Raw genomic sequence first — 20,510 nt, 5'->3', positions numbered from 1 at the left:
CGTGGCTTTTTAGTTCGAAGCGTGGCTGCGGCGTGAAGCAGGCAGCAGTTTGGCGATCGACGATCCGGCGCTGGCGGTGTGCTGGCCGAAATTGGCGTTATAGGTGGCGATGATTTCGCCGGCGATGGAGATGGCGATTTCCACAGGCAACTTGCCTTTGACTTCGCCGATGCCCATCGGGCAGCGCATGCGTTGCAGCACGGCGCTGTCGAAACCACGATCACGCAAGCGGTGTTCGAATTTCACCCGTTTGGTCTTCGAACCGATCAGGCCGAAGTAGGCGAAGTCGTTGCGCTTGAGGATCGCGGCGGTGAGTTCGAGGTCGAGCTGGTGATTGTGGGTCATGACGATGCAGTAGCTGCCGGCGGGCAGGTCATCGATTTCGTCCACCGGTTCTTCGGCGACGATTTTACGGACGCCGTGGGGGATCTGTTCCGGGAATTCGGCTTCCCGCGAATCGATCCAGCGCACCCGGCAGGGCAGGCTGGCGAGCAGCGGCACCAGCGCCCGGCCGACGTGGCCTGCACCGAATACGGCGATTTGCGCCTGGACCTGGCCCATCGGTTCGAACAGCAACACCGTCACGCCGCCGCAGCACTGACCCAGGCTGGCGCCGAGGCTGAAGCGCTCAAGGTGGGTGTCCTGCTTGCCGCTGGCAAGCATCTCGCGGCCGATCTGCATGGCCTTGTATTCCAGATGCCCGCCACCGATGGTGTCGAAGGTCTGGTTGGCGCTGATGACCATCTTCGAGCCGGCGTTACGCGGCGTCGAGCCGAGCTCTTCGATGATGGTGACCAGCACGCAGGGTTCACCCTGGGATTGCAGGTCGGCGAGGGCGTCGATCCAGTTGTACATGTTTCACCTCAACATTTCTGTTGTCTGTTCGGGCCTCTTCGCGAGCAGGCTCGCTCCCACATTTGGAATGCATTCCCCTGTGGGAGCGGGCTTGCTCGCGAAGGCCGCGACTCGGTCTTAAAGCGAAGCCAACTCCGGCTCAGCCTCGACAGCCTTCGCCACCGTCAACTGGCGCATCTGCTCACAACCCCACAACACCCGCTCCGGCGTCGCCGGTGCGTCGATTTTCGGTTGATGCTTGTAGTCGCCCAGACTGGCCACGGCGTCCTTGATCGCACACCACGCAGCGATGCCGAGCATGAACGGCGGCTCGCCCACTGCCTTGGAGTGGAACACCGTGTCTTCCGGATTTTTACGGTTTTCCACCAGCTTCACCCGCAGGTCCAGCGGCATGTCCGCCACCGCCGGGATCTTGTAGCTGGCCGGGCCGTTGGTCATCAGTTTGCCCTTGTTGTTCCACACCAGTTCTTCCATGGTCAGCCACCCCATGCCCTGGATGAAACCACCCTCGACCTGACCGATGTCGATCGCCGGGTTCAGTGAGTCGCCGACGTCGTGGAGGATGTCGGTGCGCAGCATTTTGTACTCGCCGGTGAGGGTGTCGATGATCACCTCGCAGCACGCTGCGCCGAAGGCGTAGTAGTAGAACGGCCGGCCCCGCGCCTGGCTGCGGTCGTAGAAGATTTTCGGGGTCTTGTAGAACCCGGTGCTCGACAGCGAAACCTGAGCGAAATACGCCTGCTGGATCAGCGATTCAAAGGTCAGGATGTGATCGCGAACGCGTACATGGCCGTTGTGGAATTCCACGTCTTCTTCGCTGACTTTGTACTGCCGCGCAGCGAATTCAACCAGGCGTTTCTTGATGATTTCCGCTGCGTTCTGCGCCGCTTTCCCGTTCAGGTCGGCACCGCTGGAAGCGGCGGTCGGCGAGGTGTTTGGCACCTTGTCGGTGTTGGTCGCGGTGATCTGCACGCGGTCCATTTCCACCTGGAACACTTCCGCCACGACCTGCGCGACTTTGGTGTTCAGGCCCTGGCCCATTTCGGTGCCGCCATGGTTCAGGTGGATGCTGCCGTCGGTGTAAACGTGGATCAGCGCACCGGCCTGGTTGAGGAAGCTGGCAGTGAAGGAGATACCGAATTTCACCGGGGTCAACGCCAGGCCTTTTTTCAGGATCGGGCTGTTGGCGTTGTAGCGACGAATCGCTTCGCGGCGCTCGGCGTACTGGCTGCTTTCTTCGAGCTCGGCGGTCATTTCCTCGAGCATGTTGTGCTCGACGGTCTGGTAGTAATGGGTGACGTTGCGCTCGGTCTTGCCGTAGTAGTTGGCCTTGCGCACCGCCAGCGGATCGAGGGCCAGATGACGGGCGATGGCGTCCATCACTTCTTCGATGGCGACCATGCCTTGCGGGCCGCCGAAGCCACGGTAAGCGGTGTTTGAGGCGGTGTTGGTTTTGCAGCGGTGACCGTTGATGGTCGCATCGCCCAAGTAGTACGAGTTATCGGCGTGGAACATCGCACGGTCGACAATCGATGCCGACAAGTCCGGCGAGCAACCGCAGTTACCGGCCAGTTCCAGGGCAATGCCGTGCAGCCGGCCAGTGCTGTCGAAGCCCACGTCGTATTCGACGTAGAACGGGTGACGCTTGCCGGTCATCAGCATGTCTTCGACCCGCGGCAGGCGCATTTTGGTCGGCTGGCCGGTGAGGTGCGCGATCACTGCGCACAGGCACGCCGGGCTGGCGGCCTGGGTTTCCTTGCCGCCGAAACCACCGCCCATGCGGCGCATGTCGACGACGATTTTGTTCATCGACACATCGAGCACTTCGGCCACCAGTTTCTGCACTTCGGTGGGGTTCTGCGTCGAGCAGTAGACGATCATGCCGCCGTCTTCGGTCGGCATCACCGAAGAGATCTGGGTTTCCAGATAGAAGTGTTCCTGGCCGCCGATGTGCAACGTGCCCTGGATGCGATGCTCGGCGGTGGCCAAGGCACCGGCCGAATCACCGCGCTGATGTGTGTGGCTGTCGAGTACAAAGTGGCGTTTGCGCAGCGCTTCAACCACGTCCAGCACCGGCTCCAGATCTTCGTATTCGATGATCGCGGCCATCGCGGCTTTACGCGCGGTTTCCAGATCTTTCGCCGCCACGGCGAGCACCGGTTGACCGACGAACTGCACGTCGTCGATGGCCAGTAGTGGATCGCCCGGAAGCAGTGGTCCGATATCTTTCAGGCCCGGCACGTCTTCGTGGGTAATGGCGATGCGCACGCCTTCGAAGGCGTAGCAAGGCTTGGTGTCGATGCTGATGATTTTCGCGTGGGCGCGGTCCGACAGGCGTGCGTAAACATGCAACTGGTTCGGAAATTCCAGCCGGTCGTCGATGTACTGCGCTTCACCGGACACGTGCTTGGCGGCGCTGTCGTGCTTGACGCTGCGGCCGACACCGGTGGTCAGGTCCTTGGCGAACAGTTCTGCCAATTCGGCCTGGGTCTTCTCTACGGCGTGATGATTAGACATAAGCGGTCACCCGAGTCTCGATGTGCGGTGTTTGCAGTTCGATGAAGTATTTACGCAGCAGGTTTTGCGCACTGAGCAGGCGGTATTCCTTGCTGGCACGGAAGTCCGAGAGCGGCGTGAAATCTTCGGCCAGTGCGGCGCAGGCGCGTTCGACGGTGTCGTTGTTCCAGGTGGCACCGAGCAATACGGCTTCGCAGGCCTTGGCGCGTTTTGGCGTTGCCGCCATGCCGCCGAAGGCGACGCGGGCGTCGGCGATCACGCCGTTGTCGATGCGCAGGTTGAACGCGGCGCAGACAGCGGAAATATCATCGTCCAGACGTTTCGATACTTTGTAGGCGCGGAACAGTTGTTCGGCGCTGGCACGCGGCACGATGATCTTTTCGATGAACTCGCTTTCCTGACGCGCGGTGACCCGGTAATCGATGAAGTAATCTTCCAGCGCCATCGTGCGGCGGACTTCGCCTTTGCACAGGACAATCTGCGCGCCGAGTGCAATCAGCAGGGGCGGGGAGTCACCGATCGGCGAGGCGTTACCGATGTTGCCGCCGAGGGTGCCCTGGTTGCGGATCTGCAGGGAAGCAAAGCGTTGCAGCAATTCGCCGAAGTCCGGGTACTCGGCTTTCAAGGCCTCGTAGCAATCGGAGAGGGCGGTGGCGGCGCCGATTTCCAGGCGATCGTCGAAGCGTTCGATGCGCTTCATCTCGGCAACATTGCCGACGTAAATCATCACCGGCAGGGTGCGGTGGAACTGCGTGACTTCCAGCGCCAGATCGGTGCCGCCGGCCAGTAGGCGAGCCTGTGGATAGGCGTCATAGAGGTCAGCCAGATCGGCAACGGTCAGCGGCACCAGGCAGCGCTTGTCGCCACTGTTGAGTTCGCCGATGTCGGTGGGGGCGATGGCCTTCAGGCGAGCGATGGTGTCGGCTTCACGGGCGTCGAACTGGTCCGTTTGCTTGCCGCAGCAGGATTGTTCGGCGGCAGCCAGAATCGGCCGATAGCCGGTGCAGCGGCAGAGGTTGCCGGCCAGTGCTTCGTGGGCTTTGTGCGAGTCCGGTTGATCGCTGTTCTTTTGCAGCGCGAACAGCGACATGACGAAGCCCGGCGTGCAGAAGCCGCATTGCGACCCGTGGCACTCGACCATGGCTTTCTGCACGCTGTGCAGTTCGCCTTGGTGCTTGAGGTCTTCGACACTGATCAGTTGTTTGCCGTGCAATGACGAAACGAACGTCAGGCACGAGTTGAGGCTGCGATAGCGAATGTGTTCGCGGCCATCGTCATCCGTTTGCAGCTCGCCGACTACCACGGTGCACGCGCCGCAGTCACCGCTGGCGCAGCCTTCTTTGGTGCCGGGTTTGCCCACATGGTCGCGCAGATAATTGAGCACGGTCAGGTTTGGGTCCAGGGCGTGCTCGCTACGGAGTTCCTGGTTAAGTAAAAACTGGATCACGGAAGGCCTCGCAGACTCATTATTGTTGTTAACCGACTTGAACCGAATTTATCAGGTCTGACTTTCCGGTCAATGATTTTCTGACTTAAGGGTCAGGAAATAGCATTTTGTCGATAAACGACTCGTTCCTTTATTATTGACCCTCACGGGATAGCCTGCTTTTTGCTTGAATCGTGCCAAAAACCGCCGAGTGGGCACTCCGCCATGACCCTTCATGTGCGCTACACTGCGCCGCTTGTGCAAATCGAAGAGTTTGAAGGACAACCATGACGTTCAAGGCGCCGGACAGCCTCGCCGAGCAAATTGCTCACCACCTCGCCGAACGCATCATTCGTGGCGAAATGAAGCCCGGGGAGCGCATCCAGGAACAGAAGGTCACGTTGGCCCTCAATGTCAGCCGCGGTTCGGTCCGTGAAGCCTTGCTGATCCTCGAGCGCCGCCACCTGATCGCAATCCTGCCGCGACGTGGCGCCCACGTGACCGAGCTCACGGTTCACAAGGTCCAGAGCCTGTGCACGCTGATGAGCGAGCTTTACATCCTGCTGGGCAATGCAGTGGCCAGCGGCTGGCAAGTCCAGGCCGACATGGCGCCGTTCGTGCAAATCCAGCAGCGTCTGACCGCCAGCTACGAGCGTCAGGACATTCGCACCTTCGTCGACGACAGCTTCAGTGTGATGCGCGCCGCGTATCCGTTCGCCAACAACCCGTACTTGCAGGAAACCGTCGAGAATCTGCAGCCGGCCATGAGCCGCGCGTATTTCCTCGCCCTGGAACAGCGCAAGGCCTCGATGAGCGAGTTCCTTGAACTGTTCGAACGCTTGCTCGCCGCCGTGCTGGCCCGTGATTTTCCGCAGATCCGCATTGTGCTGACGGCGTATGCCCAGCGCAGCAGTGATCTGGTGGTTTCTGCCCTGACGGACGCTTAAGCGTGCGGCTAAAGTGCATCAAACTGGCGGGGTTCAAATCCTTCGTCGACCCGACCACGGTGAACTTCCCCAGTAACATGGCGGCGGTGGTCGGGCCCAATGGTTGCGGCAAGTCGAACATCATCGACGCCGTCCGCTGGGTGATGGGCGAGAGTTCGGCCAAGAACCTGCGCGGCGAGTCGATGACCGACGTCATCTTCAACGGCTCGACCAGCCGTAAACCGGTAAGCCAGGCCAGCATCGAGCTAGTGTTCGATAACTCCGACGGCACCCTGCTCGGCGAATACGCGGCCTACGCGGAAATTTCCATTCGCCGCAAAGTGACCCGCGACAGCCAGACCACTTATTACCTCAACGGCACCAAGTGCCGTCGTCGCGATATCACCGACATCTTTCTGGGTACAGGCCTGGGCCCGCGCAGCTACTCGATTATCGAACAGGGGATGATCTCCAAGCTGATCGAGTCAAAGCCCGAAGACCTGCGCAACTTCATTGAAGAAGCGGCGGGCATCTCCAAGTACAAGGAGCGCCGGCGCGAGACCGAAAACCGCATCCGCCGCACCCACGAAAACCTGGCCCGCCTGACCGACCTGCGCGAAGAGCTCGAGCGTCAGCTTGAACGCTTGTACCGCCAGGCCGAGGCCGCCAAGAAGTATCAGGAATACAAGGGCGAAGAGCGTCAGCTCAAGGCCCAACTGTCGGCCCTGCGCTGGCAGGCTTTGAATGAACAGGTCGGTCAGCGCGAAGCGATCATCGGCAATCAGGAAGTCACCTTCGAAGCGTTGGTGGCCGAGCAACGCAATGCCGATGCGGCAATCGAACGCTTGCGGGACGGGCACCACGACCTGTCCGAACGATTCAATCTGGTGCAGGGGCGCTTCTATTCGGTCGGCGGCGACATCGCCCGGGTCGAGCAGAGTATCCAGCACGGTCAGCAACGCCTACGCCAGCTGCAAGACGATCTGAAAGAAGCCGAGCGCGCGCGTCTGGAAACCGAGTCTCACCTGGGCCACGACCGCACCTTGCTGCTGACCCTGGGCGAAGAGCTGGACCTGCTCACCCCTGAACAGGAAGTCACCAGCGCCGCCGCCGAAGAGGCTGCCGCCGCGCTGGAAGAGTCCGAAACCACCATGCACGCCTGGCAAGAGCAATGGGACAGCTTCAACCTGACGGCCGCCGAACCGCGTCGCCAGTCCGAAGTTCAGCAGTCGCGCATCCAGCAGCTGGAAACCAGCATGGAGCGCCTGGCCGATCGTCAGAAGCGTCTTGGCGAGGAGCGCACGTTGCTCTCGGCAGACCCGGAAGACGCGGCGATCATGGAACTCAGCGAGCAACTGGCCGCGAGTGAAGCGACGCTGGAAGATTTGCAGGCCAGTGAAGAAGCGCAGGTCGAACGCCTCGAGCAACTGCGTCAGGAATTGCAATTAGCGCTGCAAAATCAGCAGCAGGCTCAGGGCGACTTGCAGCGTCTGAACGGTCGCCTCGCCTCCCTTGAAGCCTTGCAACAAGCCGCACTCGATCCGGGCACCGGCACCGCTGAATGGCTGCGCGAACAACATTTGGCGGACCGTCCGCGTCTGGCCGAAGGCCTGAAAGTCGAAGCCGGTTGGGAGCTGGCGGTGGAAACCGTGCTTGGCGCCGACCTGCAAGCGGTGCTGGTGGATGACTTCGGCGATTTCGATCTGGCCGGTTTTGCCCAAGGCGATTTGCGCTTGCTCAGCCCGGCCACTGATGGCGTGCGCGTGCCCGGCAGCTTGCTCGATAAAGTTGAAGCGCAGATCGATCTGGCGCCGTGGCTGGGGCAGGTTAAACCGGTCGACAGCCTCGAACAGGCTTTGGCCCTGCGCAATCAATTGACCGCCGGCCAGAGCTTGATCAGCCGCGACGGTTACTGGGTCGGTCGGCACTTCTTGCGCGTACGCCGGGCCAGCGAAGCGGAAAGCGGTGTGCTCGCTCGTGGTCAGGAAATCCATCGTCTGGGCCTTGAGCGCGAAGAGCGCGAAGCCACGGTCGAAACCCTGGAAACCCAACTTCAGAATCTCAGGGCGCAGCAGCGTCAGCAGGAAAACGGTCGCGAACACCTGCGCCGTCTGCTGCAAGACGAAGCCCGTCAGCAAGGTGAGTTGAAAGCCCAGTTGTCCGCCGGCAAAGCCAAGGCCGAACAATTGACCCTGCGTCGTACACGCCTGGACGAAGAACTCACCGAATTGGCTGAGCAACGCGCTCTGGAGCACGAAAATATCGGCGAGGCGCGTCTGCAATTGCAGGAAGCCCTCGACAGCATGGCGCTGGACACCGAGCAGCGCGAGTTGTTGCTGGCTCAGCGCGACAGCTTGCGCGAGCGACTCGATCGGGTGCGGCAGGAAGCCCGGCAGCACAAGGATCACGCTCATCAACTGGCGGTGCGTCTGGGTTCGCTCAAGGCACAACACGACTCGACGCGTCAGGCGCTGGAACGTCTGGAAATGCAGTCCGAGCGCCTGACCGAGAAGCGCGAACAGCTCAGCCTCAATCTGGAGGAGGGCGAGGCACCGCTGGAAGAGTTGCGCCTCAAGCTCGAAGAGTTGCTCGACAAACGCATGACCGTCGACGAAGAACTCAAGACGGCGCAGATCGCTCTGGAAGACGCCGACCGCGAACTGCGCGACGCGGAAAAACGTCGCAGTCAGGCGGAGCAGCAATCGCAATTGATTCGCGGCCAGATGGAAACCCAGCGCATGGAATGGCAAGCCCTGACCGTGCGCCGCAAAGCGCTCGAAGATCAGTTGCTGGAAGACGGCTACGACCTTCATGGCGTGCTCGCCACGCTGGTAGCCGAGGCTAACGAAAAGGATGCTGAAGAAGAACTCGAACGCATTGCCGCGCGGATTCAGCGCCTCGGTGCGATCAACCTGGCGGCCATCGACGAATACCAGCAACAATCCGAGCGTAAACGTTATCTGGATGCGCAGAACGACGATCTGGTAGAAGCGCTGGATACGCTCGAGAACGTGATTCGCAAGATCGACAAGGAAACCCGAAACCGCTTCAAAGATACCTTTGATCAGATCAATGGTGGTTTACAGGCCCTTTTCCCAAAAGTTTTCGGTGGAGGACGCGCCTATTTGGAACTGACGGGCGAAGATCTACTCGATACTGGGGTAACGATCATGGCGCAGCCGCCAGGAAAGAAGAACAGCACCATCCATTTGCTCTCCGGTGGCGAAAAAGCCCTGACTGCCTTGGCTCTGGTTTTTGCCATCTTCAAGTTGAATCCGGCGCCGTTCTGCATGCTCGATGAAGTTGACGCGCCATTGGATGACGCTAACGTTGGACGCTACGCACGGCTGGTCAAAGAGATGTCGCAGACGGTGCAGTTCATCTATATCACCCACAACAAGATCGCCATGGAAATGGCCGAGCAACTGATGGGGGTGACGATGCACGAACCGGGTTGCTCGCGTCTGGTGGCAGTGGATGTGGAGGAGGCGATGGCGATGGTGGATGCCTGAGTCGACGCTTGAAGGAGAGGTATTTTTGAGTTGTAGGACTTATTTACCTGCCCTGACTTGCTGGCCAATCGACATATTCGCGCAAGCCGTTGTGACAGACGGTGTAAAGTTGCCTTTGGTCGTGCTAGTTTAATGTCAATTTTTCGTATACGTGGGCAAAACGCCTGTCAGAACATAGAGTTGGCGCCACGTTTTAAAGCGGTTTGCGAGTTGTAAACCTCTTATTTTTCAGCATTTTTTATAGAGGCACGGGATTACATGGAAATCGGTCTGCGCGAGTGGCTGATCGTCATCGGCATTATTGTCATTGCCGGTATTCTTTTCGATGGCTGGCGTCGCATGCGCGGCGGCAAGGGGAAACTGAAATTTCGTCTCGACCGAAGTTTGTCCAACTTGCCGGACGAGGACACCAGCGCCGAGCTGTTGGGCCCGCCCCGTGTGCTGGATACGCATAAAGAACCGCAACTGGACGAGCACGATCTGCCGTCGGTGAGCATGCCTGCCCGTGAGGCGCGTGAGTCGGGTTCCAAGCGCGGCAAGCGTGGCCATGGCGAGCCTTCCCAGGGCGACATGAACCTGAGTCTGGATCTGGACGGCGGCCCGAGCTTCAGCAGCCGTGACGACGATTTCCCGGATGACACCAAGTCTTCGGGCTCGGTCAGCGAGAAGGAACAACCGCAAGCAGAAGAAGTGCTGGTGATCAGCGTGATCTGCCGCGACGCCGCCGGCTTCAAAGGCCCGGCGCTGTTGCAGAATATTCTGGAAAGCGGTCTGCGTTTTGGCGAGATGGACATCTTTCATCGCCACGAAAGCATGGCTGGCAATGGCGAAGTCCTGTTCTCCATGGCCAATGCGGTCAAGCCGGGCGTCTTCGATCTGGACGACATCGACCACTTCAGCACACCGGCAGTAAGCTTCTTCCTCGGTCTGCCAGGCCCACGTCATCCGAAGCAAGCCTTCGACGTGATGGTGGCCGCGGCGCGCAAACTGTCTCAGGAGCTGAACGGTGAACTGAAAGACGACCAGCGCAGCGTGCTGACCGCCCAGACGATTGAGCATTACCGTCAGCGCATCGTCGAGTTCGAACGTCGCGCCCTGACCCAGAAGCGCTAAGGTCAAAAGATCGCGGCCTCGTTTTACTCGACAGCTCCTACAGGGGTCGCGATTTTCTGTAGGAGCTGTCGAGTGAAACGAGGCTGCGATCTCTTGATCCTGATGATATGAGATTGAGCAGCCTCGGCTGCTCTTTTGCTTTATGAGAGAACACCCATGACCGCCGTCAAAAACCGCATTCTAGAGCTGCGTGCTGAGCTGGATCAGCATAACTATCGCTACCACGTGCTGGACGAGCCGAGCATTCCGGACGCCGAATACGATCGGTTGTTCCACGAGCTCAAGGCCCTCGAAGCGGCCCATCCCGAACTGATCACCAGCGACTCGCCAACCCAGCGCGTCGGCAGTGCGGCGCTGTCGGCGTTCACACAGGTGCGTCACGAAGTGCCGATGCTCAGCCTCGGCAACGCCTTCGAAGAAACCGACATGCGCGAGTTCGATCGCCGGGTAACTGAAGGTCTCGACCTGCCGGTCGGCGACTTGTTTGGTGGCGGTGCCGCGGTGGAATACAGCTGTGAACCCAAACTCGATGGCCTGGCGGTCAGCTTGTTGTATCAGGACGGCGTGTTGGTGCGCGGCGCGACTCGCGGCGACGGCACCACCGGCGAAGACATCAGCGTCAACGTCCGTACCGTGCGCAACATTCCGCTCAAGCTGCACGGTACGGGCTGGCCGGCGACCCTGGAAGTGCGCGGCGAAGTGTTCATGTCCAAGGCCGGTTTTGAGCGTCTCAACGCCACGCAGCTGGAAGTCGGCGGCAAGACCTTCGCCAATCCGCGCAACGCGGCGGCCGGCAGTTTGCGCCAGCTCGATTCGAAGATCACGGCCAACCGTCCGTTGGAATTTTGCTGCTATGGCATCGGTCAGATTTCGGCCGATATTGCTGATACACACATTGGCAATCTCAAGCAGCTCAAGGCTTGGGGCATGCCGATCAGTCATGAGTTGAAACTGGCTCATGGCATCGATGAGTGCCTGGATTATTACCGCGACATCGGTGAGCGCCGAAATTCGCTGCCCTACGAAATCGACGGCGTGGTGTTCAAGGTCAACAGCATTGCCTCTCAGCGTGAGCTGGGCTTCCGTGCTCGTGAACCGCGCTGGGCGATCGCGCACAAATTCCCGGCGATGGAAGAACTCACTGAATTGCTTGATGTGGAATTTCAGGTCGGTCGTACCGGTGCGGTGACGCCGGTGGCGCGCTTGAAGCCGGTCAAGGTGGCCGGTGTGACCGTGGCCAACGCGACGTTGCACAACATGGATGAAGTGGCGCGTCTGGGCCTGATGATTGGCGACGCCGTGATTATTCGCCGCGCTGGCGATGTCATTCCGCAGGTGGTGCAAGTGGTCATCGAGCGCCGTCCGGACAACGCACGGCCAGTACAGATTCCCGAGAAATGCCCGGTCTGCGGTTCCCATGTCGAGCGCACGCAACTGGTCAAACGCAGCAAAGGTCGGGAGACCGTCAGCGAAGGTGCGGTGTACCGCTGCGTTGGTCGTCTGGCCTGCGGTGCGCAACTCAAGCAGGCAATCATTCACTTCGTCTCCCGTCGTGCCATGGACATCGAAGGCCTGGGCGAGAAGAGCGTCGAGCAACTGGTGGACGAAGGGCTGGTGAGTTCGCCAGCTGATTTGTACGCGCTGACGTTTGAACAGATTGTCGATCTGGAAGGCTTTGCCGAGTTGTCGAGCAAGAACTTGCTCAGCGCCATCGAAGACAGCAAGCAGCCGAGCCTGGCTCGCTTCATCTACGCCCTCGGGATTCCCGATGTCGGTGAAGAGACGGCGAAGGTGCTGGCGCGTTCTCTCGGCTCGCTGGAGCGGGTTCAGCAGGCGTTGCCGCAAGTGCTCACGTACTTGCCGGATGTTGGTCTGGAAGTGGCTCACGAGATTCACAGCTTCTTCGAAGATGCGCATAACCAGCAGGTGATCAAGGATCTGCTCAAGCACGGTATTCAGATTCAGGATCAGGGCGAGCTTGGCGCCGAGTTTGCCGCCAGCACCACGCTGGGTGGCTTCCTCGATAAGTTGCACATACCTTCGGTGGGGCCGGGCGGCGCGCAGAAGCTGGCGGACAAGTTTGGTTCGCTTGAAGGTGTTTTCAACGCCGACTGGCTGGATATGCGTCAGGCGCTGCCGGAGAAGCAAGCCACTTCGGTTCGCGAGTTCTTTGCGGTTGCACAACATCGTCAAATTGCTGAAGCCGCCGAGAAACAGCTGCGCGATTTCGGCATGCACTGGCAGAGCGAGAAGAAAGTCGTTGAAGGCTTGCCGCTGGCCGGGCAGACCTGGGTGCTGACCGGCTCGCTGGAGCTGATGAGCCGCGACATCACCAAGGACAAACTTGAAAGCCTCGGTGCCAAGGTAGCGGGCTCGGTGTCGGCCAAGACTCATTGCGTGGTGGCAGGACCGGGTGCCGGCTCGAAGTTGGCGAAGGCTAATGAGCTGGGGTTGAAGGTTCTGGATGAAGAGGCGTTTGTCGAGTTTCTGATGAAGTACGGTATCAACGTTTAAGGTCGCCAAGATCGCAGCCTCGTTTCACTCGACAGCTCCTACATTGGAATGCATATCCTCTGTAGGAGCTGTCGAGTGAAACGAGGCTGCGATCTTTTGGTTTTGCCCACGCAAAACGCGGGAACGATCACGGCGCGGTAATGATCTAGTCTTGGCAAGCCCCAGGGAGAGATCGTCATGTACCGCTTCTTCGAACAGCTCAGTTCACGCATCGCCGCGCCCTTCATCGGCGAAAGCTCGCGTAACAGCAAGGTCTGGCAGTGCCGCTGCGGGCAGTCGCTGTTTTTTCGCAACAGCCAGTGCCTGGCGTGTTCGGCGGCGTTGGGTTATCAACCGGACCAGAGTCGCCTATCGTCGCTGCAGCCCGGCGTGCAGGCTGATACCTGGTTGCTCGACGCCGATCCCGAAGCAGGTGTCTTGCGCCGCTGCGCCAACCTCGATTCCCCGGCCGCGTGTAATTGGCTGTTGCCCGCCAATGACCATGATGCGTTATGCATCGCCTGTAGCCTGAACCACACCATCCCCGACCTGTCGATTGGCGAAAACCACGAACGCTGGTGCAAGGTCGAAACGGCCAAGCGGCGGCTGGTTGCACAGTTGGTCAGCCTGGGTTTGCAGGTGATTCCCAAAACCGTGGACGAAGAGGCTGGACTGGCTTTCGATTTCATTGGCGTCGACCTCGAAGGCAAGCCGCCAACCACTGGTCACACCAACGGTCTGATCACCCTCGATATCAAAGAAGCCGACGACGCCCATCGCGAGCAGCTTCGGGTGCAGTTGCACGAACCTTACCGCACGCTGCTCGGGCATTTTCGTCATGAAGTCGGGCATTATTACTGGGACCGTCTGATCGCCAACAGCCATTGGCTGGAACCGTTCCGCGGCCTGTTCGGCGACGAGCGCGCCAGCTACACCGACGCTCTCGAACGGCATTACCAGCAAGGCGCACCGCTTGACTGGCAGCAACATTACGTCAGCGCCTACGCGACCATGCATCCGTGGGAGGATTGGGCCGAAACCTGGGCTCACTACCTGCACATGATGGACGCGGTGGATACGGCGCTTGGGTTCGGAATGAGTGCCAGGGAGATGGATTTCGACTATCAGCCGTTTCCCCCAAGCGCCCTCTACGATCCACAGCATCCCGGTGGCGCGGCGTTCCTGTCGTTCGTCAATGCGTGGATCGAACTGGCCGGGATGCTGAATGAACTGTCACGCAGCATGGGGCAGCCGGATTTCTATCCGTTCGTCCTGCCGCCGGCAGTGATCGCCAAGCTGCACTTCATCCACTTGGTGATCCAGCAGGAGGGCGGCCGGGCGGATGAGGTGTTGCAGGATTTGTAGAGTCTGCTGAACGCTGCATTTACTTGTAGCAGCTGTCGAGCCTGCGAGGCTGCGTTCGGCTCGGGCCGCGTTCGGACGAAGCAGTCGTAAAATCAGGCAGCGCGGTTTTTCAGGCAAACCACGATCACCGTATTGACGACTGCTGCGCAGCCGAACGCAGGCTACGCCAGCTGCTACAGGTAGCGATCTTTTCTAGAGATATGCATGTCCTTGAAGCAGCACATGTTTTTAATCCGCTCGAACGGTTGTAACTTCGTCTCAGATAGGTACAATGGCGCGGCTCGCCGTCAGGCGGGCGTCGTTATGGTGACCCCATCGGTCCCCCCGCAACGATTACCCGTGAACCTGGTCAGATCCGGAAGGAAGCAGCCACAGCGGGAACATTGTGTGCCGGGGTGTGGCTGGTGGGGTTGCCTCCTATCTCTAAGTCCTTGATTTTACAAGGGTTTATCAGTCAAAAATCTCGAAGTGTGACAGCGTTTAGGTACACCTAAGTGGTGCACTTTACTGCGCATTCTAGTCGGCCGATATTTGATCGCCAAGTCTATTCCTTAAAGCCTCGCTTCAATTGGTTGATGCCTTAGCACTGATCTCCTTGGGCTATGGGTCGCATTTGCATGATTAGGGTGCCTATAGGCTCGCTCATGGCAGGTCTTGTCGTCCTTTTCGGTGGGTGTGTAGCTCGTTCTCGGACTGTCGAACTGATCGAGAGGAGGGCGCAGGTTATTTAATGGTTCCGCTTGGATTTTTCCTAATGACCCCGGTAGTTGTTTGCTAAGCATGCAGTCGGTTTCAAGTAAATTTCCCAAGCAGGCCTAATCATTATTTTCGGCAAGATCCACTGGATCGCTCCAAGAGTTGCACTGCGTTTTAGGTGGCGGGGCCGCTCTGGCTGGACGGGTGTGAAGTCGTAATGCCATTATGGTCGAATCCCAACTTATCCTAGGGTGGGGGGGCGCGGTTTAATGCTGAATGGAGATTTTTATGCAGTGGATTTGCGACACGTGTAGTACGCCAATCAGCGAAGTCAAAGATGGTTGGGTTGAATGGCAGACTCGCAACGATGACGGCGTTTGGATCAAGCATTCGCCAAGAATAGTGCATCACCGTCCAGCATCACCAAGGGCTCATGGCTGTCAGTACGATCAAGATGCTATCTATGCGAACGGCCGGAATATTGTCGGTGATTTGCCGTTAGATCTCCTTGTTGGTGCTGATGGTCTGATCACCCTTTTGAGTTTCGTATCCGATGGCTATTTCGGATTAGAGCCTAGCCTCGACCTTATTCAGAGATTGCAGGTGCCAGATTACGACTTGGTACGCCGCCACTTCGATGAGGCGATTGGGGAGGGTGTTTTCGAGCCCAACAGTAAGCCTGGCTACTATGATGTCCATCAAATTGAAGCGGTGAAGGATTGGCTGAAAACTAGAGGCTGATTTGATTGCTTGCTGATCTAGTGACGTAGTTGGTGAGCCACTTAGCTCAATCAGACTTGGTGGTTCGTCGTCAGCTCTTACCGTACGGAGCAGAGAAGAGGCGTTGCATGTCTACTAACCAAGAGCGGGCGGATGGGGTAACGGAAGAGCATAGGAGAGTGCATCTTGTGTGACTATCACATCAAGCTTGGCATCAATGGTGAGGCCCGCCATGTGTGACTCAAGCGGGGCAACGGTTGGACGGTGGATGGAGGTTGAAACGCTTGCGGAGCATCTGACGCCGCTGCTTGAGCTTTATGACGTCAAATGGCGTGGGCATGGGGTCATCTATGTCGACCATGAGCAATACAACATCATCACCGCCCACAGAATCCTTGCGGACTTAAGTGCCAGTCTCGGTGTGCCCATTCAACTGGTCCGCTCCAGGTTGGTCGATTTAGGTTGGTTCAACGATGTCCGCAGTACCTTACCGGTCCGTGATGGCATCGCGCGCATCATTGACAAACTGCCGTCATGGGAGGCGGATGAACCAGGGGAAGATGACCCTGAAACGAATGAAGAGTATGACTAGGATTAATCTTTTGATGTGCCTGTTTTGGCTATGAGGTTGCATGCTCCCGGAACATTTTGATTTATCCAGCCCTGTTTTCTTGCCCATTACAGATGAAACCTGTGCGGGCTTGTTGCTTGCCGATGGCGTAAAAGCGCTTAGCGTCCTCACGGAACCAGAGCTGGCAGCAGTGTTGGTCATTCAGAATTTGGCTCAAGCGGCAGAAAAAGATCTTAATGCTGGTGCGGCAGAGAAGGTTCTGTCCAAGCTCATTGCGTGGGCCGTCGATTCCCGACAGTCAGCTACCGTAGGGTTGTTGTCAGAGGCGCAGCGGCTGTTCGACCCCCGGAAGTTGTACTTCGGTCTAAACGTCATCAAAAATTTGAACCTGCGTTTTCTTCTAGCCGAAGAAGTATCGGCGCGGGATTACTTGTTACCCGATGGCAAGTGGGATGTCGGGTACAGGGTTCGCCACCATTTGGGCAACAACCCATTCAGTCAGCAGATGGTGACGCCCAAGCACCGTGAGCACTGGTTGACCACTGCACAAGACAAGCTGGTCAGAACCTTCCGGGCCAATCTGGACGAAGATCTGCATGTTCAAGGTTACGCGGGGATAGGCAAGAGTCACTTGATAGGTGCCTTGATGGAGTGTCTGCGACCCGGAGGGGCGCTGGTGCTGGCATACACGTCTGAAAAGCTGGCGACTCTTCAAAAGCGCATCGGGGTTGCGCGCGACAGGAACACGGGTACGACCTTCGAGGCCTTTGCGAGGGCCCTATTGCACGGTCCTAGGCCTCAACTCGCGACTAAGTCGCTCAGGGAGCCGAGCAAGCAGGCCCTGTCGCAGGAGCTGAATATCCTCGGTTTTCGTGGCCACGATGCGCAGACGACATTTGAAGCCTGTCTTAGGGTGCTCAAGCGGTATTGCCATTCCAGGGATCACAGCTTATCGGCCAAGCATCTACCTCATTTCAAGCAAGCCTTGTCCAACCTGGACGCCAGGGTGCTTCTTGAGTATTCGAGTCGACTGTGGTCTTACCTTGAGGTAAACCCGGCATGGGGTAGTCGGACTGGGTTCGAAGAGTTATTGATGATAAAGCGGGCATGTCTGGCGGGTTGCGTCGTGCCTGCTCGTTATACGCACGTCCTCATTGACGAAAGCCAGGATGTTCCCCCGTCGCTGCTACAGATCATCGAGAGGGGCCGCCAGGTGTTGATTACCCTGGGTGATGAGTATCAGCAGGCTAGTGGCGAGATTGTCAAAAGAAAGCGTGCGGTACGGCAAAGTGATGTTAGCTACTCCGTTCGTTCAGGCCGCAATATTGAGCGTTTGGTCAACCCGTTGATCTGCCTGCACTCGGAGAAGAGCAAAGTCCCGTTCGAAGGTGCTCGTGATGCAGACGTCGGTATCGAGCACTATCCGGAGGGCTTCGTTCCGCCCGAGGGCTGCGTGGTCCTGACTGCGTCCCGCTGGGACACGATGAAGTGGATGATCGAGCTGCAAGCTGCCAACTGTCCGTTCAGTTTCTCGGACAAAAAGGCGGAGTCGGATCTCAAGCGCTTCATGACCACTGCCATCGCGCTGTTCAAACCAGAATACTATGGAGCCGAGAACATCGCGGATGGGTCGCATCCGTATTTCATCGAGATGGCCGGCTGGCAACAGGTGCGTGATGCCAATCAGTTCGATGAGTCGTTTCTCTGGGTTGAATCCGAGTTGGGAAAAGGCTTCAAGATTGCCGATGTGACCCGGTTGAACAGGATGATTGGTAGCCCTGGCAAGAGCTGCATGCTTATGATGGCAGAAGATGCGGGGGGGATGGAGTTCGACCGCGTGCTGCTGACGCCCGAGCTACTCTCAAATGCAAAGTTCAAGGACGCCTATGAGTTCGATCAGCGGATCTGTCTCGTGTACATCGCGATTTCCCGTGCCAGGCACCAGCTTTACCTTCCTTACGATGTGATCGAATGGGTCAAGTATCACGACTACCAGAAATACCGTGAGTCGCACGGCTACTGATGGACGTCACCCTTGCTGCCATCGGGTGACTGTAATAAGAATCAGCCCCAAATTCTCAAGCAACCACAATCCCGTTTTGCATCTAATTGGCGGCGGGATGTGACAGTACTGGATGTACTGCCGCGAGGACCTGCGCAAGCTCAAGCGGATCACCCTGTTGTGGGATTACATCCGCGCGGTCACCGAGAAGAATCAGGGTCTGTTGATGGGCGAAAGTCGGGAGATGCTGTTCGCCGATTAACAGTTTTTCAAGGAATCAGGTGGCGGAATCGTAACGAGGTTAGCGAGCCTTTTCCAACGGTTTGTAACAGGAGTTGGTACTCAACTTGTAACACCTCGACGTCAACTTTCAGAGACGTACAGGCACGCGATAAGACCCCATGCGGGCACCCATGAAGAGATGCTGAAGCCCAAGGCTTAGCCCTAGGTCAACGGTGTGACCTGTTGATACAAGGAACCTCAGCGAAAAGTCGGTACGTACGGTTGAGACCTCGGGACAGCCCGAAGTACCATCCTTTGGCACGCACCAATCAACCGAACTCTCAGATGCCCCCATTAGCACCACCGACAACGCTAGCCAGCCCTACAAGGACGAAACGAGATGGCATTCAAACAGAAAGCGCTGCAAACCCCTGATCAAATCAAAGTCCTCATGAGCAAGGAAACATATGAAGCGTTGCTTGATAGCGCTGAGCGCCGGAAACAACAACGCAGCCCGCTTGGGAGAATGATCATCATGGCTTCCCTCAAGGCCCTGCGTGAGAGCAACGCGCCGTTTACGCAAGCCTTAAAGGTAGCGGCAGAGATGGCTACGGGAATCCCTGAATACCGAGCGTGCGAAGTCAAAGTGCGGCTCACCACAGAAGATTTCAAAGAGTGGCGATTGATTTCCAAGAAGCTGAATGTCCGACACAGCGTCTTGGCTCGTGTAGCGATCAAAGAGTTTCTCAAGGCTGAAGGCGACGGGACGGAGCTGCCTTTAGATATGGGCAGTGTTGATTTGCCGGAGCAAAGTGACGTCCCCCCCCGAAGCGAGACACTGACGCCTGATCAGCAGAAGATTCAAGAACTTGAGGCCCGGATTGACTGCCTTGAACGAGAGAGGTCGATTTTAAAACAGGCCGCCACGATCCTGATGGCCGGGTAGCACTGGCTTTCACACTGAGTGCAACCAGACCGCTTTCCACAGGATTCATGCCCTCCTACACGGCGATGCTGAAGCACCACTGTGACCTGTTGTGTGCGGAACTGGAGACGACACGTCGAGACTTACGGAAGGCTCACCAGAACATCGCCGTGTTGATCGTCATGCACCGGGATAGCTCTACCGCCCTCTCCTCATTGAAGGTTGAACACGAACGGTTGAAGTGGACACTTAGTGACATGTACAACCGGGAACGTGAGTGGGATTCGTCACGGATGGGATATGCGTATGGCGATCACACGAAGGGCAGCCAATCAGAACACTCGGTAAGCTCGCACCTCAAATCCACTAGGGACGGACGATTATGAGCATTTACGATATCGATGATTACCTTGCACGAGCAAAGACGTTCATCGAAGCTGGAGACGAGAATTCATTACGACACGCTTGCCTTGAACTGCGACTGGCCCTCGAACGTATCGTCTATCAGAAACTAGAGCAAATTGGCCCAAAATTGCCTCCCGCCATCTTTCGGAAATGGCAACCAGACAAAGCATTGAAGATGCTTCGCAGCTTCGAGCCAAAAGCCGATCTGAACATGTCAATCGAGTTCACTGGCCCAGACGGTGTTCCATTCCCCATCGGCGACTACAAGATGTTTTCGGTCGATTGGCTCAACAAGCACTACCAGAAGCTAGGTAGTTTCCTGCACGCGCCCGCTCTCGCTGATACACGCAACCTCAAGCTCACTCCGACTACCGTTCAAGAAATTCTGGACGAGATAGAGCGTGTTGCGTCAGCCACGTTAGTGATGTCGATAAACAAAATCGACACGTTCACTTGCGATGCATGCGGGAAAGAAATGTACGCAAGCCAATCTCAGGTTGAAGCCAGTGCCACGGTCGAATGTCCGACGTGCGGCAATAAACACCTCGTTAGATGCGAAAACGAAGAAACCTACATAGTCGAACCATCGAACCTTTGCATCGCGCCTTGCATGAAATGCAAGAGCCCAATGGCGATAGAGCATCTCGAAGTGAACGAGAGGAAGGCGTGTTGGAACTGCGGTCAACTGCACCATTTCGACTGGGTATATACGATGGTCCAGCCCGACTCGGAAGCCTCAAGCAAAATAGAGGCATAAGGAAA

13 protein-coding genes, 1 other RNA gene and 1 pseudogene are annotated in these 20,510 nt (G+C 57.8%); 12 read left to right on the top strand and 3 right to left on the bottom strand.

Going from position 1 to position 20,510, the window contains the following annotated elements:
• Positions 1 to 9: 9 nt before the first annotated feature.
• The 3 genes from xdhC to xdhA all read right to left on the bottom strand — a co-directional run bounded on the left by xdhC (position 10) and on the right by xdhA (position 4,819).
• Positions 10 to 855, bottom strand: a complete 846-nt coding sequence (xdhC, locus tag EAH74_RS16275; RefSeq protein WP_140679764.1) for a xanthine dehydrogenase accessory protein XdhC — start codon at positions 853 to 855, stop codon at positions 10 to 12.
• A gap of 117 nt (positions 856 to 972) precedes the next feature.
• Positions 973 to 3,372 (bottom strand): xanthine dehydrogenase molybdopterin binding subunit, encoded by a 2,400-nt coding sequence (gene xdhB, locus EAH74_RS16270; protein ID WP_140679762.1) that lies wholly within the window; start codon positions 3,370 to 3,372, stop codon positions 973 to 975.
• The gene (xdhA, locus tag EAH74_RS16265; protein WP_123369301.1) at positions 3,365 to 4,819 is read right to left on the bottom strand and encodes a xanthine dehydrogenase small subunit; all 1,455 of its coding nucleotides are present in this window, start codon (positions 4,817 to 4,819) and stop codon (positions 3,365 to 3,367) included. The genes xdhB and xdhA overlap by 8 nt, the downstream gene beginning before the upstream one ends.
• 266 nt (positions 4,820 to 5,085) lie before the next feature.
• On the opposite strand from xdhA, the gene EAH74_RS16260 reads away from it, so the two are divergent.
• The 12 genes and pseudogenes from EAH74_RS16260 to EAH74_RS16200 all read left to right on the top strand — a co-directional run bounded on the left by EAH74_RS16260 (position 5,086) and on the right by EAH74_RS16200 (position 20,505).
• Entirely contained in the window at positions 5,086 to 5,745 is a 660-nt protein-coding gene (locus tag EAH74_RS16260; RefSeq protein WP_046047881.1) for a GntR family transcriptional regulator, read from the top strand.
• 2 nt (positions 5,746 to 5,747) lie between these two features.
• Positions 5,748 to 9,236: a chromosome segregation protein SMC gene (gene smc / locus EAH74_RS16255; protein WP_140679760.1), complete on the top strand. Its 3,489-nt coding sequence runs from the start codon at positions 5,748 to 5,750 to the stop codon at positions 9,234 to 9,236.
• Between the two features lie 258 nt (positions 9,237 to 9,494).
• Positions 9,495 to 10,349 carry a cell division protein ZipA gene (gene zipA / locus EAH74_RS16250; protein ID WP_140679758.1) on the top strand — a complete coding sequence of 285 codons (855 nt, stop codon included), beginning with the start codon at positions 9,495 to 9,497 and terminating at the stop codon, positions 10,347 to 10,349.
• Positions 10,350 to 10,505: 156 nt separating this feature from the next.
• Positions 10,506 to 12,863 (top strand): NAD-dependent DNA ligase LigA, encoded by a 2,358-nt coding sequence (gene ligA, locus EAH74_RS16245; RefSeq protein ID WP_140679756.1) that lies wholly within the window; start codon positions 10,506 to 10,508, stop codon positions 12,861 to 12,863.
• Between the two features lie 177 nt (positions 12,864 to 13,040).
• Complete coding sequence (locus EAH74_RS16240; protein WP_140679754.1) at positions 13,041 to 14,207, top strand: zinc-binding metallopeptidase family protein; 1,167 nt, start codon at positions 13,041 to 13,043, stop codon at positions 14,205 to 14,207.
• Between the two features lie 313 nt (positions 14,208 to 14,520).
• An RNA gene (gene ffs, locus EAH74_RS16235) (signal recognition particle sRNA small type) lies at positions 14,521 to 14,617 on the top strand.
• Positions 14,618 to 15,191: 574 nt separating this feature from the next.
• The gene (locus EAH74_RS16230; protein WP_205012916.1) at positions 15,192 to 15,644 is read left to right on the top strand and encodes a hypothetical protein; all 453 of its coding nucleotides are present in this window, start codon (positions 15,192 to 15,194) and stop codon (positions 15,642 to 15,644) included.
• A gap of 247 nt (positions 15,645 to 15,891) precedes the next feature.
• Entirely contained in the window at positions 15,892 to 16,215 is a 324-nt protein-coding gene (locus tag EAH74_RS16225) for a hypothetical protein (RefSeq protein ID WP_140679752.1), read from the top strand.
• A gap of 40 nt (positions 16,216 to 16,255) precedes the next feature.
• Positions 16,256 to 18,217: a hypothetical protein gene (locus tag EAH74_RS16220; protein ID WP_140679750.1), complete on the top strand. Its 1,962-nt coding sequence runs from the start codon at positions 16,256 to 16,258 to the stop codon at positions 18,215 to 18,217.
• 103 nt (positions 18,218 to 18,320) lie between these two features.
• Positions 18,321 to 18,458 (top strand): annotated as a pseudogene (locus EAH74_RS16215) (LysR family transcriptional regulator); the annotation flags it as partial.
• Positions 18,459 to 18,818: 360 nt separating this feature from the next.
• A complete protein-coding gene (locus tag EAH74_RS33220) occupies positions 18,819 to 19,364 on the top strand; it encodes a hypothetical protein (protein WP_205012918.1) in 546 nt (181 codons plus the stop codon).
• Between the two features lie 361 nt (positions 19,365 to 19,725).
• Positions 19,726 to 20,505: a hypothetical protein gene (locus tag EAH74_RS16200; protein ID WP_140679748.1), complete on the top strand. Its 780-nt coding sequence runs from the start codon at positions 19,726 to 19,728 to the stop codon at positions 20,503 to 20,505.
• Positions 20,506 to 20,510 lie beyond the last annotated feature (5 nt).

It is taken from the genome of Pseudomonas mandelii (assembly GCF_006438925.1).
In the GTDB taxonomy this organism is placed as follows: Bacteria; Pseudomonadota; Gammaproteobacteria; order Pseudomonadales; family Pseudomonadaceae; genus Aquipseudomonas; species Aquipseudomonas mandelii_C.
This window is presented reverse-complemented; position numbering and strand designations above follow the sequence as displayed.

What these genes read in the sequence shown, in the direction of transcription:
- EAH74_RS16225 (WP_140679752.1), top strand. Translation starts at nt 15,892, where the DNA reads ATGGAGGTTGAAACGCTTGCGGAGCATCTGACGCCGCTGCTTGAGCTT.
- EAH74_RS16200 (WP_140679748.1), top strand. Translation starts at nt 19,726, where the DNA reads ATGAGCATTTACGATATCGATGATTACCTTGCACGAGCAAAGACGTTC.
- EAH74_RS33220 (WP_205012918.1), top strand. Translation starts at nt 18,819, where the DNA reads ATGGCATTCAAACAGAAAGCGCTGCAAACCCCTGATCAAATCAAAGTC.
- zipA (WP_140679758.1), top strand. Translation starts at nt 9,495, where the DNA reads ATGGAAATCGGTCTGCGCGAGTGGCTGATCGTCATCGGCATTATTGTC.
- xdhC (WP_140679764.1), bottom strand. Translation starts at nt 855, where the DNA reads ATGTACAACTGGATCGACGCCCTCGCCGACCTGCAATCCCAGGGTGAA.
- EAH74_RS16240 (WP_140679754.1), top strand. Translation starts at nt 13,041, where the DNA reads ATGTACCGCTTCTTCGAACAGCTCAGTTCACGCATCGCCGCGCCCTTC.
- EAH74_RS16220 (WP_140679750.1), top strand. Translation starts at nt 16,256, where the DNA reads ATGCTCCCGGAACATTTTGATTTATCCAGCCCTGTTTTCTTGCCCATT.
- EAH74_RS16230 (WP_205012916.1), top strand. Translation starts at nt 15,192, where the DNA reads ATGCAGTGGATTTGCGACACGTGTAGTACGCCAATCAGCGAAGTCAAA.
- xdhB (WP_140679762.1), bottom strand. Translation starts at nt 3,372, where the DNA reads ATGTCTAATCATCACGCCGTAGAGAAGACCCAGGCCGAATTGGCAGAA.
- EAH74_RS16260 (WP_046047881.1), top strand. Translation starts at nt 5,086, where the DNA reads ATGACGTTCAAGGCGCCGGACAGCCTCGCCGAGCAAATTGCTCACCAC.
- ligA (WP_140679756.1), top strand. Translation starts at nt 10,506, where the DNA reads ATGACCGCCGTCAAAAACCGCATTCTAGAGCTGCGTGCTGAGCTGGAT.